The following is a 16,801-nucleotide window of genomic DNA, read 5'->3' as shown; positions in this document are numbered from 1 at the left end:
AGTACGCGGGCTTCCTTAGAGCGCCAGTGCACTTCCGTAGTGGGAGGGCGTCCTCACAGCAGATCGAAATCGAGGTCGTCGAGGTCGTCGGTGCCCTCGTGCACGTACGTCGCACGTCGAGGGCCGAGGTCGGCCGTGCGCTTGGAAAGCTCGGCCACGAAGCCGTCGGCGTGCAACTCGTCTCCGTCGTACTGCTCGGACTCCGCCAGGATCTGGCTGGCAGGGCCGAGGAGGAGCAGAGCTTCGCCTACTTCTCCGGTGTCGAGGATCGCGGGCACGCGGACCTCCGCGGCCGCCGCGTTCCTCCCGAGCGTGGCCGCGAATCGCACCACGGCGTCCGCGATATCGTCGCCGGTCAGCAACGAGCCGCTCGCGTAGTGGATCCTCTTCATAACCCATTCGTACGAGCCGAACCTCCCCGGGTCAAGGGTTGGCAGGGGGGTTGCATATCCGCCGTTCGGAGTGTCGCCTATACACACCTCGCCCGCCTGCTCACCGCCTCCCGTATCTCGCCTCCTGCTGCCCTGCCTCTAGCATGAGGCCGTGAGCGCAGGCGTCGAGAACGAGGCGATCGTCGTACGGCTACGTGCGGCCGGCTGCGTCTTCGCCGAAGAGGAGGCCGCTCTGCTGGTGGAGGCCGCCGCCTCTCCGGAGGAGCTCGAGGCGCTGGTCAGGCGCCGGGTCGGTGGCGAGCCGCTCGAACCGCTGCTCGGCTTCGCCGAGTTCGGTGGCTTGCGCATCCATGTCGATGCCGGGGTCTTCGTCCCGCGGCGGCGCACCGAGCTGCTCGCCGCACAGGCGGCGGGTCTGGCGCGACCCGGTGACGTGGTGCTCGATCTCTGCTGCGGTGCGGGAGCGATCGGCGCGGTGGTCGCCGCGCGCGTCGCCGGTGCCGTCGTCTACGCGGCCGACGTCGAGCCGGCGGCGGTGCGCGCCGCTCGGGTGAACCTCCCAGCGGACCGTGTCTTCGAGGGCGACCTGTTCGCGGCGCTGCCCGCGGCACTGCGGGGCGGCATCGCGGTCGTCGCCGTGAACGCGCCGTACGTTCCGACGGATGCGATCGCGCTGATGCCGCCGGAGGCGCGCCTCTACGAGCCGACCGTGGCGCTGGACGGCGGAGCGGACGGCCTCGACCTCCACCGCCGCATCGCCGCGGAGGCATCGAGCTGGCTCGCATCGGGCGGTTCCGTCGTCATCGAGACCAGTCGCGAGCAGTCCGCGCGCACCGCCGCCCTGTTCGAGGCCGACGGCTTCGCCACCCGCACCGTCGTGGACGACGACCTCGACGCCACGGTCGTCATCGCGACCCGCGCTCCCTGACCGCATGTGACCGCGGGAGACGCGCGCCGACGCTCGCCCCGCCTGGGGGCTCGGCTGGATCGCGGTCGCGCGCGGAGGGTGGCCTTTCGAGGACGTCGTGGCTGTGACCGCGCCCACGCGGGGATCCTGATCGTGCTGGTCACGGTCGTCGGTCGCGTCGCCCGCGGCGGCCGGGTACGGCGGGGCCGACCTCGGCGGAGCTGCCCTCGACGCGGCTGCCCTCGACCGTGTGGCTGCCCTCGATCGCCCGGGCGTCCACGACGCGGAGGTCGGAGATCAGCTGCGCGCCGCTTCGTCGTGACGGCGTGAGAAGCATCGTCGCCGCGTTCGCCAGCGCCAGGAGGGACGCGGCGAGGTCCAGGCCGGCGCCGGAGAGCAGGATGCATCCTCCGATACCCACGAGCAGGCGGAGCGGGCGCGCGATCCAGGCGTCGAGCCGGCCGGGCACCGCCCTGAGCAGGACCGCGCGCTCACCGACCGTCGCACCGGTCGCCAGGACGAACGCCGCCTGCACCGCGAATGCCAGCACGGTCCCCGTGATCGCCACGGCCTCCATCGTCGTGGCGCCGCTGAGCGCGCCTCCGAGAATCACGGGGAGGCGCACAGCGCCCGCGAGCAGCTCGGCGGCGATGAGGTCCACGAGACCGCCGATGAGGCGGCGACCCGCGGTCACCGGGCGAGGCAGCGTGGGGTCGCCGGTAGCGCGGCCGGCGGCCGGGCCGAGGGAGGCTGTCTCCGAGCGGACCACCATGCCGGCGAGGAGCGACCCGAGCACGGCGCCCGTCGTGTTCGTGGCGAGGTCGGTGACGTCGAAGAAGCGGTGGGCGCACGGCAGGAGCCCCCACACGCCGGTGAGCTGCGTGGTCTCGACCAGAAGCGAGACGCCGAAGCCGATGATCGCCGCTGCAGCGACGCCCCGGCGGAACATCGATCGAAGCAGGAACCCGAGGGGAACGAAGAACACGACGTTGAGCGCCATCTCCTGCAGGACGGGGTTCCTGAGGAACGACGTCCCCTCGGAGCCGTAGTGCAGCGCACCGCGCACGCTGCCCAGCGGATCGAGGATGGCTCCGACGCACCACACGTCGTCGGGGCCGGGCAGGGGCAGGATCGTGTAGGTCCAGATCGCGAAGGCGTAGACGACCGTCGCGATCCAGCCCGCTGTGCGCCAGAAGGTGAGGCCGCCGCGCCGTCGATAGCTGGCGATGACGAACGGGACGACGAGCAGCACGATGGTGACCGCCCCCGCCGAGAGGGCGAGGGAGGCCGCGTTCAGTGCGGCTTCGAGCGACACCCGACCATCATGCGCCCGATGGATCGGCCTGAGAGACCTGAGGTCTGACACACAGGAATCCCGAATGCGTCTCGACGTAGGCTGTGCAGATGCCTCTCGACAGACGAATCCGAGCCGGAGCGATCGTCGCGCTCATCGGGTACTCGGTCTTCGTCGCCGTCATCGGACTGTGGCCCTCCCCGGTCGACAGACCGTTCGATTCGGAGCTTTTTCGCGTCCTCGCCGCTCTGAAAGGCATCGGGGTGCGCCCGATCGACGCGTACAACGTGATCGAGTTCACCGCGAACGTGGCGTTCTTCGTCGTTCCGGCGGTCCTCGTGGTGCTCATCGTCGGGCGCAGGCGCTGGTGGATCGCACCCGTGCTCGGCCTCCTCTGCAGCATCGCGATCGAACTCGCCCAGCATTTCCTCCTCCCGCATCGATTCGCGACGGTCAACGACGTCATCGCCAACAGCCTCGGAGCGCTGATCGGAAGTGGAATCGGTGTGCTCGTGCTCGGGTGGCGTGGGAATCGAGACGCCGCGGCGGCACGGCGGCAGCGAGAGACTCACGGCCGACGCCGCGCCGTTGCGCGCGATCCGCAGAGTCCTTGACAGGATCGACTGAGCTCCTGACACGATTGCAGGGGGCCGTCGAGAGGAGACCGCACCGCGATGGCTGGAGTGCTGACCGGGTTCGGGATCATCGCCTTCGTCATCCTGGTCGGTTACATCGCCGGGAGGTTCGGGGTCGGCGGTCCGGCAGCTCCCTTCGTCCTCAACCGCATCGCGTTCTTCGTCACCAACCCGGCGCTGCTGTTCGTGACGCTCGCGCACGCCGACCTCACGGTGGTCTTCTCGACGCAGCTGCTGGTCGCGGCGATCGCCGCCGTCGTGTCGGCGGCCCTGTTCCTGCTGCTCTCCCGGCTGTTCTTCCGCCGGCCGGCTCCTGAGACGACGATCGGTGTTCTCGGCGCCGGCTACGTCAACGCCAACAACATCGGCCTCCCCGTCGCCGTCTACGTGCTCGGGAGTGCGTCATACGTGGCGCCCGTGCTGCTGTTGCAGCTGATCGTGTTCGCCCCGATCGCGCTCACCCTGCTCGACGTCACGAGCCGCGGCAACGTCTCGGTGTGGTCGATCGTCACCCAGCCGGTGCGCAACCCCATGATCATCGCGTCGGTGCTCGGCATCCTCGTTGACGTCTCCGGCCTCCACCTGCCGGACGTCGTCTACCAGCCGTTCGAGCTGATCGGCGGAGCGGCGGTACCGCTCGTGCTGATGGCCTTCGGGATGTCGTTGCACGGGTCCCGCCCGCTCCAGGCGGGTCAAGGCAGGGTCGAGATCGCCTCCGCTGTCGCGCTGAAGGCGGTGGGCATGCCGTTGATCGCGTTCCTGGCGGCCCGGTTCGTCTTCGGGCTGGAGGGGCACGCCCTGTTCGCGGCCGTGGCGCTCGCCGCCCTGCCGACCGCGCAGAACGTCTACAACTTCGCCGCGCGCTACGAGCGCGGGACGGCGGTCGCACGCGACATCGTGCTGCTGACGACGCTCTTCGCCGTGCCCGCCCTCCTGGTGATCGCCGCGCTCCTCGCGTAGCAGCCGAGTACGCCCGAATTCAGGCGAAAACCGTCGAGTACGCGGAAAGTCGACGTACTCGCGAGTTGCTCAGGCGGGCAACGCGGCGGTGAGCGCGTCGCGCAGGGGCGCCGGGAGCTCCTGCGCCGCGAGCTCGGAGGTGAGCAGCCGACCGTACAGCTCCTTGCGGCCCGATGTCGTGCCGAAGAAGCGATGCAGCTGGGCGGTCACCTCGCGTCCCCGCTGCGCCGGCTGACGCTGGAAAGTGCGGAACAGTCCGAGGTCGCCCTGGCGCGCGAGCACGGCCTCCACCCGTTCGGTGCCGAGAGCTCTCAGCAGTTCGCCTTCGAGATCCGGGCGGCACACCGAGACCTCCTCGTGGCCCAGGCCGGCCCGTCGGAAGAACCCCGCCTCACCCTCATCGCAGAGACCGTGGAGGCGCACCCCAGAGGGCGCCAGGGCGCCGACGAACCACCGCACGCTCATCGCACCGCCCATCGGGAGGATGGCCACGCCCGTGACCGCCGGATCGATTCCGAGCAGCGCCGCCGCGGCCTGCAGCGCGGCGCGGTCGCTCGCGCCCTCCACGAGCACGGCGCCGCTCACGGCCGCGGGAAGAGGCGGCAGGAGCGCGCTCGCCGTGGTGCCCCGGCTCTCGCGACGCGCCACCCACGCCGCGACAGCTCGCTCGAAGCCGGCCACGGCGTCGTCATCGCCCGTCATCGGTCGCGTCACGGAGCCCATTCTGCCCCCGGCGCCGTGGTGTTGCCCCCTGTCGCCGTCGCTCTCGCGCGCGTACGGTGCTGCGCATGAAGCTCATCATCTTTGTCGCGGGAGTCGCTGTCGGGTTCGTGATCGGATCGCGTGCCGGCCGTGGCGCCTACGAGAACATGCGGCGCAAGTGGCGGGGATTCTCCGGGTCCGACCCGGTGCAGAAGGTGAAAGGCGACGTACGCGACCTCGCGGACCGCGCCGCCTCCGACCTCGGCGACAAGGTGTCGGAGGCCGTGGGCAAGGCGTCCGACAAGCTCGACGAGGTCACCGGCAAGAACGCGGGGACGACGCCGACCGAGGCGTAAGCACGCGCCATGCGTGTCAGGCGCCCTCCGGAGGGTGCGCGAGCAGCTCGACGCGCTCCGCGAGGTAGGCGTCGAACTCCACGGTCTGATCGGAGGATGCGCTCCAGCGCACGAGCGGCCTCCCGCCGACGAGGAGGAGCGGCCCCGACGAGCGGCGGAGCGCCTCCGCCGTCAGATCGATGGGAGGAGCGTCGAAGTCGACCGTCTCCCCATCGCGGAAGTGCCCGCGCTCGGCCGCCGCGCGGTAGGCACGACGGGTCTCGGCCGAGACCGACACGTACTGCGTGCGCCCGGGAGGCGTCGCCCGCACGAGCTGACCCGTCGCGTACAGGGTGCCGTCGGCCCCGAGCAGCAGCACCCCGAGCCTCCAGACCCGGCCCGCCGGCTTGAGAACGGGTTCGCGCGGGATGCCGAGGGTGCGCCGTCGCGGCACGAGCACCGCGAGAGCCTCGTCGCGCGCGCCTGCCTCCGTGAGCCGTCGCGCCCCGTCGTCGAGCGCGCTCCGGATGCCGGCTACGGCCTCCTCGTCGGCGCGCTGATCATCCACGCATCCGAGGATAAGGCGCAGCAGGGACCGCTTGATCCGCCGGCGTCGCCGCGCGGATCGAGAACGACGTGCTGTCGGTCACCATGATCAGCTCGACGCCGTCCGTGTGCCGCAGCACGACGAGCGCCGACGAGTCCGACTCCGCCACGACCTCCACCTGGTGCAGGAAGATGCGCGCCATCTCGTCGCTCACACCGAAGTCGCGACCGAGCGCGTGCACCACGAACGCGGGGCTCTCCGGCGGCCGCGCCGCAAGGTGCGTCTCCTGCCGGAAACCGTCGACCGCCGCCTTCGCCGCTGTCGTGATCATCATCGGCTCCCTCCTGCCGTCAGTCGGGCCCTGCCCCGAACTCTGGACGCTAGTCCCATCATCGTGCCTTTCCAGGGGATTGACGAGGGGTTAGATGGAGAGATGAAAACGCTCACGCTTCCGAATGTCCCGATCCCGGCCTCCAACGTCATCCTCGGCCTCATGCGGATCACTCCGCTGAGCGACGAGGAGATCCGCACGCTCGTGCGAACGGCGCGCGACGCCGGCGTCACGATGTTCGATCACGCCGACATCTACGGCGACGAGCGTCACGGCTGCGAGACCCGTTTCGGCGATGCGGGAGCGGTGCCGGCGTCCGAGCGCGATCAAGTGATCATCCAGTCCAAGGTGGGCATCCGCGACGGCTACTTCGACTTCTCCCGCGAGCACATCCTCACCACCGTCGACGAGTCGCTCGCCGCGCTGCGCACCGACTACCTCGACATCCTGCTGCTGCACCGCCCCGACACGCTCGTGGAGCCCGAGGAGGTCGCGGCGGCGTTCGACGAGCTGGAGGCCTCCGGCAAGGTGCGCGCCTTCGGCGTCTCCAACCAGACCCCCGGCCAGATCGAACTGCTGCGCCGCTGGGTCACGCAGCCGCTCGGCGTCAACCAGGTGCAGCTGAGCATCACGCACTCGCCGATCATCGCGCAGGGCGTCGCGGCGAACATGGCCGCCCTCGACCAGTCGATCGACCGCGACAACGGCATCCTCGACTACGCGCGGCTGCACGACATCACGCTGCAGGCCTGGTCGCCGTACCAGAAGGGCTTCTTCGACGGCGTTTTCCTCGGCGACCGCGACAACTACGCGGAGCTCAACGATGCGATCGGCGAGCTGGCCGCGCGCTACGGGATCACCCCGACCGGCATCGCGACCGCGTGGATCACGCGCCACCCCGCCGACATGCAGGTGGTTCTCGGCACCACCAACCCGGGCCGCGTGCAGGAGGCCGCGGCCGGCTCCGACGTGCCGCTCACGCGCGAGGAGTGGTACCGGCTGTTCCGGCTAGCCGGGCACATCCTCCCGTAGCGGCGGTGGCGACGCGGAGGCCGAACTGGACGTGCTGCGCGACCTCGCCCTCCTCGCCCAGCGCGAGCTCTGGCGCTGGGACCCCGAGGCCCCGTGGCGGCCCAGCCGGCGCCCAGTAACCGCCGAGGCGGCGCAAAGTCCCCCGAAAACCATCGAGGCGGCGGATTTTGCGCCTTCTCGATCAGCCGCCCGCGGTGTGAGCGCGGCGCAAAGTGCGCCGATGAACCTCGAGGCGGCGGACTGTGCGCCCCCTCGATCAGCCGGCCGCCGCAGCGAGCGCCGCGAGCGCGCGGTCGAGGGAGCCGCCGAGCGCCCAACGCTCGGCGAGGGCGTCGAGCGTGGCGCGCTGTTCGGCGGTCGGCACGCGCAGCCGCGCGTCCACCGCGGCGATCGGGAGGTCGCGCACGACCTCCACGACCGTCGGCGCCACCGCGAGATAGTCCACAGCGGCGGCGAACCGCGCGCGCAGAGCCGGCGTCATCGCAGAGGACGAGTCGGTGGCGGCCGCCCGGATCCCGCTGAGGTCGCCGTACTCGGTGAGCAGCGCGGACGCGGTCTTCTCGCCGACACCGGCCACCCCGGGCAGCCCGTCGGACGTGTCGCCGCGCATCACCGCGAAGTCCGCGTACTGACGGGCGTGGATGCCGTACTTCGCCACGACGACGGCATCCGTCAGCACCTCCAGATTGCTCATCCCGCGCGCCGTGTAGACGACGCGGACGTCCGCCTCGTCGTCCACCAGCTGGAACAGGTCGCGATCGCCCGTCACGACATCCACCGCGCCGGAGGCACGGGTCGCGAGAGTGCCGATCACGTCGTCGGCCTCGGCCTCCGCCGCCCCCACGACAGGGATGCCGAGCGCGTCGAGCACCTCGCGGATGACGGGGACCTGCGCCACCAGCTCGGCCGGCACCTCCTCGACGTCCACCCCGCCCGGCACCTCCTCGGCGACCCGGTGCGCCTTGTAGCTCGGGATGAGGTCGACGCGCCAGCGCGGCCGCCAGTCGTCGTCCCAGCAGGCGACCAGCGACTCCGGACCGTACTCGGTCACCAGCTTCGCGATGATGTCGAGCAGCCCGCGGACGGCGTTGACGGGAGTGCCGTCCGGCGCGCGCACGGTGTCGGGCACGCCGTAGAAGCCGCGGAAGTAGAGGGATGCGCTGTCGAGGAGCATCGTTCGCCCAGTCACAGCCCGATCATGCCATGCCGCTAAGGTATGCGCATGGCCGGAACCGTCATCGTCGAGCGCACCGACACGATCCGTGCGCCCCGGGAGGCCGTGCAGCCTCTCATCGCCGAGCTCCCGAACTGGGTGGAATGGTCGCCGTGGGAGGGCATGGACCCCGGCATGAAGCGCGAGTACACCGGCGAGCCCGGCACGATCGGTTCGACCTACAGCTGGAACGGCAACCGCAAGGCCGGCGAAGGCCGAATGACGATCACCGCCGTGTACGACGATGGCGTCGGGATCGACCTCGACTTCACGCGGCCGTTCCGCTCGAGCAACCACGTGCGGTTCGTCCTCACGCCCGAGGGCGCAGGCACCGGCGCAGGCGCAGGAACAGGCACACGGGTCATCTGGAGGATGGAGAGCCCGAAGACGTTCTTCAGCCGGTTCTTCAACCTGGACAAGCTGGTCGGAGCCGACTTCGAGAAGGGGTTGCGGCAGTTGAAGCAGCTCGTCGAGGCCGGCTGACGATCCGCCGGAGGTCAGCTCGCCAGGTACGTCCCGTACCCTCGGCTGACCAGCTCGCCGTCGAACTCGAGCACCTCGCAGACGACCCCTCCGCTCTGGTTGCGGTAGCGGATGACGATCGTGCTCGCGCCGACATAGTGGTCGAGCACCTCGAACCGGAGGTCGGGCAGCGCGGCGAGACCCGCCGTCCAGTAGCTGCGCAGCGCGTCCTTGCCGTGCGCGACGCCCTCGCTGCCGGGCAGGAAGCGCTCGGCGAGCGGCGACGTGAACACGACGTCGTCGGTGTAGTGGCCGAGCAGGGCCTCCAGGTCGTGTGCGTTCCAGTCGGCGGCACATTGGTCGACGAAGCGGCGGGCGAAGTCGGCGCTGATCATCCCCACAGCATGGCATCGCGGGTCGTCGACACGCGTGGTCGGTAGCGTGGAGGCATGATCTTGCCTCCCCTGCTGGTGTCGGCCGTCGCGCTGGTGCGCGACCGACGGGTGCTCATGGTGACCGCTCGGGGACGGGACGTCTACTACATGCCGGGCGGCAAGGTCGACGCGGGCGAGTCGGCCGCGCAGGCCGCGGCAAGGGAGGCGCGCGAGGAGGTCGCACTGATCCTCGACGCCGATGAGCTCACCGAGCTATTCGAGGTGAGGACGCAGGCGCACGGAGAGCCCGACGGCAGGATGGTGCACATGACCGTCTTCCGCGGGGAGACCACCGCGGAGCCGGAGCCTTCCGCAGAGGTGGGCGCCATCCACTGGGTCACCACGGCCGACGCGGATCGCTGCCCGCCCGCCGGCCGCGCGGTCCTGGAGCGCCTGACGGCCCTCAACCTCATCGACTGACCCCCTCCCCCTGCTCCGTCCTCCTCCTCGTCCGTCCGCAAGCGCAGCAAGCACCGTCGAAGGGCACGTTAACGCCCCTAAAACCGCGAGATAGGGGCGTTAACGTACCCCTCGGGCCGGTGACAGCGAGTGGTGCGGCGGCCGGCCACTAGGGTGTCGGTGTGAGCGAGAGCGGGCGGGCGCCGGGCGTGCGGGAGGTCGCGGCGGCGGCAGGCGTGTCGCGCCAGACCGTGTCCCGCGTGCTCAACGACCACCCCAACATCCGCCCGGAGACGCGCGAGCGCGTGCTCAGCGCGATGGCCGACCTCAATTTCCGGCCGAACCGTGCCGCCCGCATGCTGACCACCGCGCGCTCCCGCACTATCGGGGTGCTGGCAGCGTCGGCGTCGTCGCTGTTCGGGCCGGCCTCCAGCATCGACGCTGTGGAGCAGGCCGGCCGGGAGGCCGGCTACTTCGTGACCGTCGCGCACGCGGCCTCCCTCGACCCGGCCGAGCTGGGCGCCGCCATCGACCACCTCGGCGCGCAGTCCGTGGAGGGCGTCGTGGTGATCGCACCACAGCAGGCGGTTCAGGAGGCCATGGCCGCGCTCTCGCTGTCGGTGCCGTCGGTGACGCTGCACGGGGCGGGAGTCGCCGGCGACGAGGGCGTGTTCGTCGACCAGTTCGAGGGCGCGCGCATCGCCACCCGTCACCTGCTCGACCGCGGGCACATCCGCATCGTGCACTTGAGCGGGCCCGGCGACTGGTCCGAGGCGCGCGCTCGCCGCGACGGGTTCGTCGCCGAGCTCTCCGCTGCCGGCCTGGAGGCCGTGGTGTCGCGGGAGGGCGATTGGACCGCCGCCTCCGGTGCGGCCATCGGCGCGGAGCTGCTCGCGGGCCCCGATGCCCCTACCGCGATCTTCTCGTCGAACGATCAGATGGCGCTCGGTGTGCTGCACGCGTCGCGGCTGCTCGGGCTGCGGGTGCCGGAGGATCTCGCGCTCGTCGGCTTCGACGACATCCCGGAGGCGGCCTTCTTCTCGCCGCCGCTGACGACCGTGCGGCAGGACTTCCCTGAGCTCGGCCGGCGCTGTGTGGCGCGGCTCGTCGCGCTCATCGAGGGCCGCGAGCTCGCCTTCGCCGCGCCCGTCGCGCCGGTGCTCGTCATCCGCGACTCCGCCTGACGCTGGCGCCGCCTGACGGGCGCCGAAGGGCACGCTCGGGCCCTTATTCCGCGGTTTTAGGGGCGTTTACGTGCCCTTCGGCGATGGGTTATGCTCGTTTTTGGAGAAATGTGACCGGTCACACGCGTGCGCGCGTGACGAACACGACGAAGTGAGGAACCAGCATGGCGCCCGCGACCGATGCCGAAGACACCACGCAGGAGAGCGCCGCGATCCTCTCCGGCCGCACCGCGCTCGGCATCGAGCTGGGCTCCACCCGAATCAAGGCCTGCCTGATAGACGCCGACGATCCCGCGACCGTCCTGGCCGTCGGCATTCACGACTGGGAGAACGAGTTCGTCGACCGGATGTGGACGTACTCGCTCGACGCGGTCTGGTCTGGCCTGCAGGCAGCGTACGCCGACCTCCTCGCCGACGCAGAGCGCCGTCACGGCGCGACGCCGCAGACGTTCGGCACGATCGGCGTCTCCGCGATGATGCACGGCTACCTCGCGTTCGACGCCGACGGCGAGCTGCTGGTGCCGTTCCGCACCTGGCGCAACACCACGACCAGCGCCGCGAGCGCCGAGCTGAGCGAGCTGTTCGGCGTCAACATCCCACTGCGCTGGTCGATCGCGCACCTCCACCAGGCTGTGCTCGACAGCGAGCCGCACTTAGCCTGGCTGCACTCGATCACCACGCTCGCCGGGTACGTGCACTGGAGGCTCACCGGTCGCCGGGTGCTCGGCGTCGGCGACGCGTCGGGGATGTTCCCGATCGACGCGGCGACCGCGACTTACGACGCCGACCTCCTCGGCCGGTACGACAGCCTCCTGACCGAGCGGGCCGATCTCCCGGCGCTCACCGATCTTCTGCCCGAGGTGCTCGTCGCCGGGCGATCGGCGGGCGAGTTGACCGCAGAGGGCGCCGCGCTGCTCGATCCGACGGGGGCGCTCCGGCCCGGTATCCAACTCTGCCCTCCGGAGGGCGACGCAGGCACCGGCATGGTCGCGACGAACTCGGTCGCACCGCGCACCGGCAATGTCAGCGCCGGTACCAGCATCTTCGCCATGGTCGTCCTGGAGCGCCCGCTCGAGCGGGTGCACCACGAGCTCGACCTGGTCACCACTCCGGCCGGCGACCCGGTCGCGATGGTGCACTGCAACAACGGCGCGAGCGAGCTGTCGGCCTGGGCGTCGCTGTTCGGGAGGTTCGCGGAGGCCGCCGGTGCGCCTGTCGCCCCGGATGCGGTCTTCGAGACACTGTTCCGCGAGGCGCTCACCGGCGAGGCCGACGCGGGAGGCCTCCTCGCCTACAACTACCTCGCGGGTGAGCCGATCACGGGCCTCGAGGAGGGCCGGCCGCTGGTCGTCCGCACCCCGGACAGCCGACTGACCCTCGGCAACTTCGTGCGTGCCCAGCTCTACGGTGTGTTCGGCACGCTCGCGCTCGGGATGCGGGTGCTCGACGGGGAGGGTGTCGCCCTCGACCGGATGTTCGCGCACGGGGGCATGTTCCGCACGGCGGGCGTCGCCCAGCGCTTCCTGGCGGGAGTCCTGGACGCCCCGGTGTCGGTCGCCGAGACCGCGTCGGAGGGCGGCGCCTGGGGCATCGCTGTGCTCGCGGCCTACCTGGGCGCCGCGGGTGACGGAGTCCCGCTCGACACCTACCTCCATCGCGATGTCTTCGGCGGGTTCGTCTTCGAGACGACCGAGCCGCACCCGGACGACGTCGCCGGCTTCGCCGCCCACCTCGACCGCTACCGCGACGGACTGGCCGCCGAGCGCGCGGCCGTCGCATCCATCGCTCTGAAGGGAGCCGCCCGATGACCGCCGACCTCGAGACGCCCGCCGTCCGCCGCACGCGCGAGCAGGTCGCCGCATTGCACGCCGAGCTCGTGCGTTACGGCCTCGTCGTGTGGACGGGAGGCAACGTCTCCGGCCGCGTGCCAGGCGAGGACCTCTTCGTCATCAAGCCGAGCGGCGTCGACTACGACGACCTCGCGCACGAGAACATGATCCTCTGCTCGCTCGACGGCGAGGTGGTGCCCGGTTCGCTCGGCTGCGAGCGCTCGCCCTCCAGCGACACCGCCGCGCACGCATACGTCTACCGCAACCTCCCCGACGTCGGCGGGGTCGTGCACACCCACTCCACCTACGCGACCGCCTGGGCCGCTCGTGCCGAGGCCATCCCGTGCGTCATCACCGCGATGGCCGACGAGTTCGGCGGCGAGATCCCGGTCGGCCCGTTCGCGATCATCGGCGACGACTCCATTGGCCGCGGCATCGTCGCGACGCTGGAGGGCCACCGCAGCCGCGCAGTGCTGATGCAGAACCACGGCGTCTTCACGATCGGCCGCGACGCTCGCGACGCTGTCAAAGCCGCGGTCATGGCGGAGGACGTGGCCCGCACCGTCCACATCGCCCGCCAGGGCGGCCCGCTCGTCCCCATCCCTCAGGAGGCCGTCGACGGCCTCTTCGACCGTTATCAGAACGTCTACGGACAGAACCCGGAAGGATCCCTCGACTGATGCCGAAGCTCATCACCACTCTCGACTCGTACGAGGTCTGGTTTCTCACCGGCAGCCAGCACCTGTACGGACCGGAGACGCTCGCGCAGGTCGCCGAGCAGTCGCGGGCGATCGCCGACCAGCTCGGCGCGTCCTCCGACGTGCCGGTGCGCGTGGTGTGGAAGCCCGTTCTGACCGACGCCGACGCGATCCGGCGCACGGCCTTGGAGGCCAACGCCGACGACGCCGTCATCGGCCTGGTCGCCTGGATGCACACCTTCAGCCCCGCCAAGATGTGGATCTCCGGCCTCGATGCGCTGCAGAAGCCACTGCTGCACTTCCACACCCAGGCGAACGTCGAGCTGCCGTGGAGTGAGATCGACTTCGACTTCATGAACCTCAACCAGGCGGCGCACGGCGACCGCGAGTTCGGGTACATCCAGACCCGCCTCGGCGTGCCGCGCACGACCGTCGTCGGCCACGTGAGCGACCCGGCCGTGACCTCCCGCATCGGCACCTGGACGCGCGCTGCCGCGGGCTGGGCGGCGACGCGCTCGCTCAAGCTGGCGCGCTTCGGCGACAACATGCGGTTCGTCGCGGTCACCGAGGGCGACAAGACGGAGGCCGAGCTGCGGTTCGGCGTGCAGGTGAACACCTGGGGGGTGAACGAGCTGGCCGGAGCCGTCGCCGCGGCTGCGTCCTCCGATGTCGACGCGCTCGTCGCCCAGTACGAGGATCTCTACGACGTCGTGCCAGAGCTCCGCCGCGGCGGCGACCGTCACCAGTCGTTGCGCGACGGCGCCGCGATCGAGCTGGGGCTGCGCTCGTTCCTCGAGGAGGGCGGCTTCGGCGCGTTCACGACCAGCTTCGAAGACCTCGGGGCGCTGAAGCAACTGCCCGGCCTGGCCGTGCAGCGCATGATGGCGGAGGGCTACGGGTTCGGCGCGGAGGGCGACTGGAAGACCGCGATCCTGGTGCGCGCGGCGAACGTCATGGGTGCCGGCCTCCCGGGCGGCGCATCGCTCATGGAGGACTACACCTACGACCTGACTCCTGGCGACGAGCGCATCCTTGGCGCGCACATGCTGGAGGTCGCTCCCTCCCTCACGACCGCGAAGCCGACTCTGGAGGTGCACCCGCTCGGCATCGGCGGCAAGGACGACCCGGTGCGTCTGGTCTTCACCGCCGACTCCGGCCCCGCGGTCGTGGTGGCGCTGTCGGACATGCGTGACCGGTTCCGGCTCGTGGCCAACGTCGTGGAGGTCGTGGAGCCGTCGGCTCCGCTGCCGAAGCTTCCGGTCGGCCGCGCCGTGTGGAAGCCGGCCCCCGACTTCACCACGTCGGCGACCGCCTGGCTGGAGGCCGGCGCCGCCCACCACACCGTGATGAGCACCGCCGTCGGCATCCAGGCGTTCGAGGACTTCGCGCGGATGGCCCGCACCGAACTGCTGATCATCGACGAGGACACCACGCTGCGCGCCTTCGAGCGCGAGCTCGCCTGGAACGCCGCCTACTACCGCCTCGCCCGAGGCATCTAACCCCGTCCCTGACTCCCTCCCGCGCACAAACCGCCGAGTGCACGGATTGTCTGCGTACTCGACGGTTTTCGGCTGATTTCGCGCGTACTCGGCGGGTGGGGGTCTGTGCGGTGAGGGTCAGGAGGTGCGCTCGACGGGGGCTTGCAGTTCTGTGATCCAGTCGGGGGCGGGGAGGTGGCCGGTGGCCTGGACATAGACCTCCCGGCTCGGGCCGACGACGCGGTAGCCGTCGGCGACGAGGCGCTCCGTGAGCGCCATCCAGGAGTCGCCGATGCCGGACATGTCGCCGTGGTGCCGCAGGGTCGCGGCGAGCGGGACCGCTGGCAACTCGACGACCTCGTAGCCCTCACCGGGCTGCGGCGGCGTCTCGGCCGGATACGAGACGTGCACCTCCAGCCGCTCGTCGTCGCGCGCTTCGTACCAGAACATCGACGGCTCGAGGATCGGCCGGCCCGCGGCCTTCAGGGCCTGGTCGAGCGAGCCGATGAGCGGCCCGACCATCGGCCCGACCAACTCGGGCCCCATTCCCGGCGCTGTGCCGCTGACGGCGTAGACGGTGACCGCCTCGAGGGGGCGGTATTCGACAGGTGTGGACATGATCTCCGTTCCTTCCAGTATGCGGAGGCGTCGCTCGAGCCGGTCGAGCCGGAAGCGGTCGTCGGCGATTCCCGCCTGCAACTCTGCCCGGCGCTGCCGCAGCGCCGCCGACAGGGCGGGCCGCGGGTCGGTCGAGGCGAGCACGGCGGCGATGGCGTCGAGCCCGATGCCGAGCTGCCGCAGCTCGACGATCAGCAGCAGGTCCGCCAGCTGCGTGTCCGAGTAGTAGCGGTACCCGCTGTACTCGTTGACGCGCGCCGGCGGCAGCAGGCCGATCGCGTCGTAGTGCCGCAGCATCCGGACACTGATCCGCCCGATCGCGGCGAACTCTCCGATGGTGTACATGATGGTGACCACGGTCCAGCCTGACACGGTGTGAGGGTCAAGCCCCACTAGGGTGAGCGCATGGATGACGCTCCCGCGCCCGAAGAGGCTCGAAGCCGCAGCGTCGCCCGTCGCACCGTGCTCGGCGCCGGCATCGGGGTCGCGACTCTCGCGGTCCTCGGCGCCGGAGCCACATTCGCGGTGGAGGAGCGGATCCTGCCGGGCCGCTCGAAACTGCACCAGCTCCTCGGCCTGAACGGCGAGCCGGGCCGCATCTCGTCGACGGCACCCGGACCGACCGCTACCGGGTCGTTCGTCTCGACCGCTCGACTCGGCGCGACGTGCGGGTGGACCGTGAGCTATCCGCCCGGGTCGAAGCCGGGCGACGCCCTTCCGGTGCTGGTCGCTCTGCACGGCTACGGCGGCGACCACCGGTCCGCGTTCGGGACAGGGCTCGGGCTCGACCGCTTCCTCGCCCAGTCGGTGCAGAACGGGTCGCGGCCATTCGCCGTCGCCTCCGTCGACGGCGGGAACACCTACTGGCACCGACGTGAGACCGGGGAGAACGCCGGCGCGATGGTGACCGACGAATTCCTCACACTGCTCACGCAAGCCGGGCTCGACACCTCGAAGGTGGGGCTCTTCGGCTGGTCGATGGGAGGCTACGGCGCCCTTCACCTCGGCGGCGTGCTCGGCGATTCGAGAGTCGCATCGATCGTGGCCGAGAGCCCCGCGATCTGGCACACCGCCGCGGAGGCCGCCCACGGGGCCTTCGACGGGGCGACGGACTTCGCCGCGAACACGCCGTTCGGGCGCGAGGCGGCGCTCACCGGCATTCCGCTGCGGGTCGACTGCGGCACCGGCGACGGCTTCTGCCCGAACGTCCAGGATTATGTCGCCGGCCTCCACCCGCGCCCCGCCGGCGGCTTCACGCCCGGCGGCCACAACCTCGACTTCTGGAGGCGCGAGGCTCCCGCGCAACTCGCCTTCGCCGCCGCCCGCTTCGCCTGAGCGGGCCCGAACCCTG

General features: G+C 70.9%; 20 protein-coding genes. 12 read left to right on the top strand and 8 right to left on the bottom strand.

The window, feature by feature from the left end; all coding sequences use genetic code 11:
* Nucleotides 1–53 precede the first annotated feature (53 nt).
* Nucleotides 54–392, bottom strand: a complete 339-nt coding sequence (locus tag ACPPVW_RS06885) for a hypothetical protein (protein WP_426625771.1) — start codon at nt 390–392, stop codon at nt 54–56.
* Nucleotides 393–543: 151 nt separating this feature from the next.
* Here ACPPVW_RS06885 and ACPPVW_RS06880 point away from each other — a divergent pair, with 151 nt between their 5' ends.
* Nucleotides 544–1,320 carry a putative protein N(5)-glutamine methyltransferase gene (locus tag ACPPVW_RS06880; protein ID WP_426625770.1) on the top strand — a complete coding sequence of 259 codons (777 nt, stop codon included), beginning with the start codon at nt 544–546 and terminating at the stop codon, nt 1,318–1,320.
* A 139-nt stretch (nt 1,321–1,459) separates the two neighbouring features.
* On the opposite strand, the gene ACPPVW_RS06875 is transcribed toward ACPPVW_RS06880, so the two are convergent.
* On the bottom strand, nt 1,460–2,614 hold the full coding sequence (locus ACPPVW_RS06875; RefSeq protein WP_426625769.1) for a VanZ family protein: 1,155 nt from the start codon (nt 2,612–2,614) through the stop codon (nt 1,460–1,462).
* Nucleotides 2,615–2,703: 89 nt separating this feature from the next.
* On the opposite strand from ACPPVW_RS06875, the gene ACPPVW_RS06870 reads away from it, so the two are divergent.
* Together ACPPVW_RS06870 and ACPPVW_RS06865 are read left to right on the top strand one after the other, a co-directional pair.
* Nucleotides 2,704–3,207, top strand: a complete 504-nt coding sequence (locus ACPPVW_RS06870; RefSeq protein ID WP_426625768.1) for a VanZ family protein — start codon at nt 2,704–2,706, stop codon at nt 3,205–3,207.
* Nucleotides 3,208–3,267: 60 nt separating this feature from the next.
* Nucleotides 3,268–4,188 carry an AEC family transporter gene (locus tag ACPPVW_RS06865; RefSeq protein ID WP_426625767.1) on the top strand — a complete coding sequence of 307 codons (921 nt, stop codon included), beginning with the start codon at nt 3,268–3,270 and terminating at the stop codon, nt 4,186–4,188.
* A 69-nt stretch (nt 4,189–4,257) separates the two neighbouring features.
* On the opposite strand, the gene ACPPVW_RS06860 is transcribed toward ACPPVW_RS06865, so the two are convergent.
* Complete coding sequence (locus ACPPVW_RS06860; RefSeq protein WP_426625766.1) at nt 4,258–4,902, bottom strand: TOPRIM nucleotidyl transferase/hydrolase domain-containing protein; 645 nt, start codon at nt 4,900–4,902, stop codon at nt 4,258–4,260.
* Nucleotides 4,903–4,976: 74 nt separating this feature from the next.
* On the opposite strand from ACPPVW_RS06860, the gene ACPPVW_RS06855 reads away from it, so the two are divergent.
* The gene (locus ACPPVW_RS06855; RefSeq protein ID WP_426625765.1) at nt 4,977–5,246 is read left to right on the top strand and encodes a hypothetical protein; all 270 of its coding nucleotides are present in this window, start codon (nt 4,977–4,979) and stop codon (nt 5,244–5,246) included.
* A 16-nt stretch (nt 5,247–5,262) separates the two neighbouring features.
* Here the strand turns inward: ACPPVW_RS06855 and ACPPVW_RS06850 are convergent, their stop codons facing one another.
* The gene (locus tag ACPPVW_RS06850; protein ID WP_426625764.1) at nt 5,263–5,793 is read right to left on the bottom strand and encodes a hypothetical protein; all 531 of its coding nucleotides are present in this window, start codon (nt 5,791–5,793) and stop codon (nt 5,263–5,265) included.
* On the bottom strand, nt 5,786–6,106 hold the full coding sequence (locus ACPPVW_RS06845; RefSeq protein ID WP_426625763.1) for a TetR family transcriptional regulator: 321 nt from the start codon (nt 6,104–6,106) through the stop codon (nt 5,786–5,788). The genes ACPPVW_RS06850 and ACPPVW_RS06845 overlap by 8 nt, the downstream gene beginning before the upstream one ends.
* A 99-nt stretch (nt 6,107–6,205) precedes the next feature.
* Between ACPPVW_RS06845 and ACPPVW_RS06840 the strand changes: the two genes are divergently transcribed.
* Entirely contained in the window at nt 6,206–7,135 is a 930-nt protein-coding gene (locus ACPPVW_RS06840) for an aldo/keto reductase (protein WP_426625762.1), read from the top strand.
* Between the two features lie 256 nt (nt 7,136–7,391).
* Here ACPPVW_RS06840 and ACPPVW_RS06835 read toward each other — a convergent pair whose 3' ends face one another.
* Entirely contained in the window at nt 7,392–8,309 is a 918-nt protein-coding gene (locus tag ACPPVW_RS06835) for a 5'-3' exonuclease (RefSeq protein ID WP_426626262.1), read from the bottom strand.
* A 48-nt stretch (nt 8,310–8,357) separates the two neighbouring features.
* Here ACPPVW_RS06835 and ACPPVW_RS06830 point away from each other — a divergent pair, with 48 nt between their 5' ends.
* Complete coding sequence (locus ACPPVW_RS06830) at nt 8,358–8,831, top strand: SRPBCC family protein (protein WP_426625761.1); 474 nt, start codon at nt 8,358–8,360, stop codon at nt 8,829–8,831.
* A 14-nt stretch (nt 8,832–8,845) separates the two neighbouring features.
* Here the strand turns inward: ACPPVW_RS06830 and ACPPVW_RS06825 are convergent, their stop codons facing one another.
* The gene (locus ACPPVW_RS06825; protein WP_426625760.1) at nt 8,846–9,205 is read right to left on the bottom strand and encodes a nuclear transport factor 2 family protein; all 360 of its coding nucleotides are present in this window, start codon (nt 9,203–9,205) and stop codon (nt 8,846–8,848) included.
* A 54-nt stretch (nt 9,206–9,259) separates the two neighbouring features.
* Between ACPPVW_RS06825 and ACPPVW_RS06820 the strand changes: the two genes are divergently transcribed.
* The 5 genes from ACPPVW_RS06820 to araA all read left to right on the top strand — a co-directional run bounded on the left by ACPPVW_RS06820 (nt 9,260) and on the right by araA (nt 14,853).
* Entirely contained in the window at nt 9,260–9,664 is a 405-nt protein-coding gene (locus ACPPVW_RS06820; protein ID WP_426625759.1) for an NUDIX hydrolase, read from the top strand.
* Nucleotides 9,665–9,825: 161 nt separating this feature from the next.
* Nucleotides 9,826–10,827 carry a LacI family DNA-binding transcriptional regulator gene (locus ACPPVW_RS06815; RefSeq protein WP_426625758.1) on the top strand — a complete coding sequence of 334 codons (1,002 nt, stop codon included), beginning with the start codon at nt 9,826–9,828 and terminating at the stop codon, nt 10,825–10,827.
* A gap of 164 nt (nt 10,828–10,991) precedes the next feature.
* A complete protein-coding gene (locus ACPPVW_RS06810; protein WP_426625757.1) occupies nt 10,992–12,635 on the top strand; it encodes a xylulokinase in 1,644 nt (547 codons plus the stop codon).
* The gene (locus ACPPVW_RS06805; protein ID WP_426625756.1) at nt 12,632–13,336 is read left to right on the top strand and encodes an L-ribulose-5-phosphate 4-epimerase; all 705 of its coding nucleotides are present in this window, start codon (nt 12,632–12,634) and stop codon (nt 13,334–13,336) included. Before ACPPVW_RS06810 ends, ACPPVW_RS06805 begins: the two co-directional genes overlap by 4 nt.
* The gene (gene araA / locus ACPPVW_RS06800; protein WP_426625755.1) at nt 13,336–14,853 is read left to right on the top strand and encodes an L-arabinose isomerase; all 1,518 of its coding nucleotides are present in this window, start codon (nt 13,336–13,338) and stop codon (nt 14,851–14,853) included. The genes ACPPVW_RS06805 and araA overlap by 1 nt, the downstream gene beginning before the upstream one ends.
* Before the next feature lie 117 nt (nt 14,854–14,970).
* Here araA and ACPPVW_RS06795 read toward each other — a convergent pair whose 3' ends face one another.
* Nucleotides 14,971–15,822, bottom strand: coding sequence for a MerR family transcriptional regulator (locus tag ACPPVW_RS06795; RefSeq protein ID WP_426625754.1), 852 nt, complete (start codon nt 15,820–15,822; stop codon nt 14,971–14,973).
* Between the two features lie 33 nt (nt 15,823–15,855).
* Between ACPPVW_RS06795 and ACPPVW_RS06790 the strand changes: the two genes are divergently transcribed.
* Entirely contained in the window at nt 15,856–16,785 is a 930-nt protein-coding gene (locus tag ACPPVW_RS06790) for an alpha/beta hydrolase-fold protein (RefSeq protein ID WP_426625753.1), read from the top strand.
* Nucleotides 16,786–16,801: the final 16 nt, after the last annotated feature.

Origin of the sequence: Leifsonia sp. McL0607, from assembly GCF_049993355.1 — a bacterium.
Lineage (GTDB): Bacteria > Actinomycetota > Actinomycetes > Actinomycetales > Microbacteriaceae > Leifsonia.
This window is presented reverse-complemented; position numbering and strand designations above follow the sequence as displayed.

What these genes read in the sequence shown, in the direction of transcription:
- ACPPVW_RS06885 (WP_426625771.1), bottom strand. Translation starts at nt 392, where the DNA reads ATGAAGAGGATCCACTACGCGAGCGGCTCGTTGCTGACCGGCGACGAT.
- ACPPVW_RS06870 (WP_426625768.1), top strand. Translation starts at nt 2,704, where the DNA reads ATGCCTCTCGACAGACGAATCCGAGCCGGAGCGATCGTCGCGCTCATC.
- ACPPVW_RS06865 (WP_426625767.1), top strand. Translation starts at nt 3,268, where the DNA reads ATGGCTGGAGTGCTGACCGGGTTCGGGATCATCGCCTTCGTCATCCTG.
- ACPPVW_RS06855 (WP_426625765.1), top strand. Translation starts at nt 4,977, where the DNA reads ATGAAGCTCATCATCTTTGTCGCGGGAGTCGCTGTCGGGTTCGTGATC.
- ACPPVW_RS06845 (WP_426625763.1), bottom strand. Translation starts at nt 6,106, where the DNA reads ATGATGATCACGACAGCGGCGAAGGCGGCGGTCGACGGTTTCCGGCAG.
- ACPPVW_RS06840 (WP_426625762.1), top strand. Translation starts at nt 6,206, where the DNA reads ATGAAAACGCTCACGCTTCCGAATGTCCCGATCCCGGCCTCCAACGTC.
- ACPPVW_RS06835 (WP_426626262.1), bottom strand. Translation starts at nt 8,309, where the DNA reads ATGCTCCTCGACAGCGCATCCCTCTACTTCCGCGGCTTCTACGGCGTG.
- ACPPVW_RS06830 (WP_426625761.1), top strand. Translation starts at nt 8,358, where the DNA reads ATGGCCGGAACCGTCATCGTCGAGCGCACCGACACGATCCGTGCGCCC.
- ACPPVW_RS06825 (WP_426625760.1), bottom strand. Translation starts at nt 9,205, where the DNA reads ATGATCAGCGCCGACTTCGCCCGCCGCTTCGTCGACCAATGTGCCGCC.
- ACPPVW_RS06820 (WP_426625759.1), top strand. Translation starts at nt 9,260, where the DNA reads ATGATCTTGCCTCCCCTGCTGGTGTCGGCCGTCGCGCTGGTGCGCGAC.
- ACPPVW_RS06810 (WP_426625757.1), top strand. Translation starts at nt 10,992, where the DNA reads ATGGCGCCCGCGACCGATGCCGAAGACACCACGCAGGAGAGCGCCGCG.
- ACPPVW_RS06805 (WP_426625756.1), top strand. Translation starts at nt 12,632, where the DNA reads ATGACCGCCGACCTCGAGACGCCCGCCGTCCGCCGCACGCGCGAGCAG.
- araA (WP_426625755.1), top strand. Translation starts at nt 13,336, where the DNA reads ATGCCGAAGCTCATCACCACTCTCGACTCGTACGAGGTCTGGTTTCTC.
- ACPPVW_RS06790 (WP_426625753.1), top strand. Translation starts at nt 15,856, where the DNA reads ATGGATGACGCTCCCGCGCCCGAAGAGGCTCGAAGCCGCAGCGTCGCC.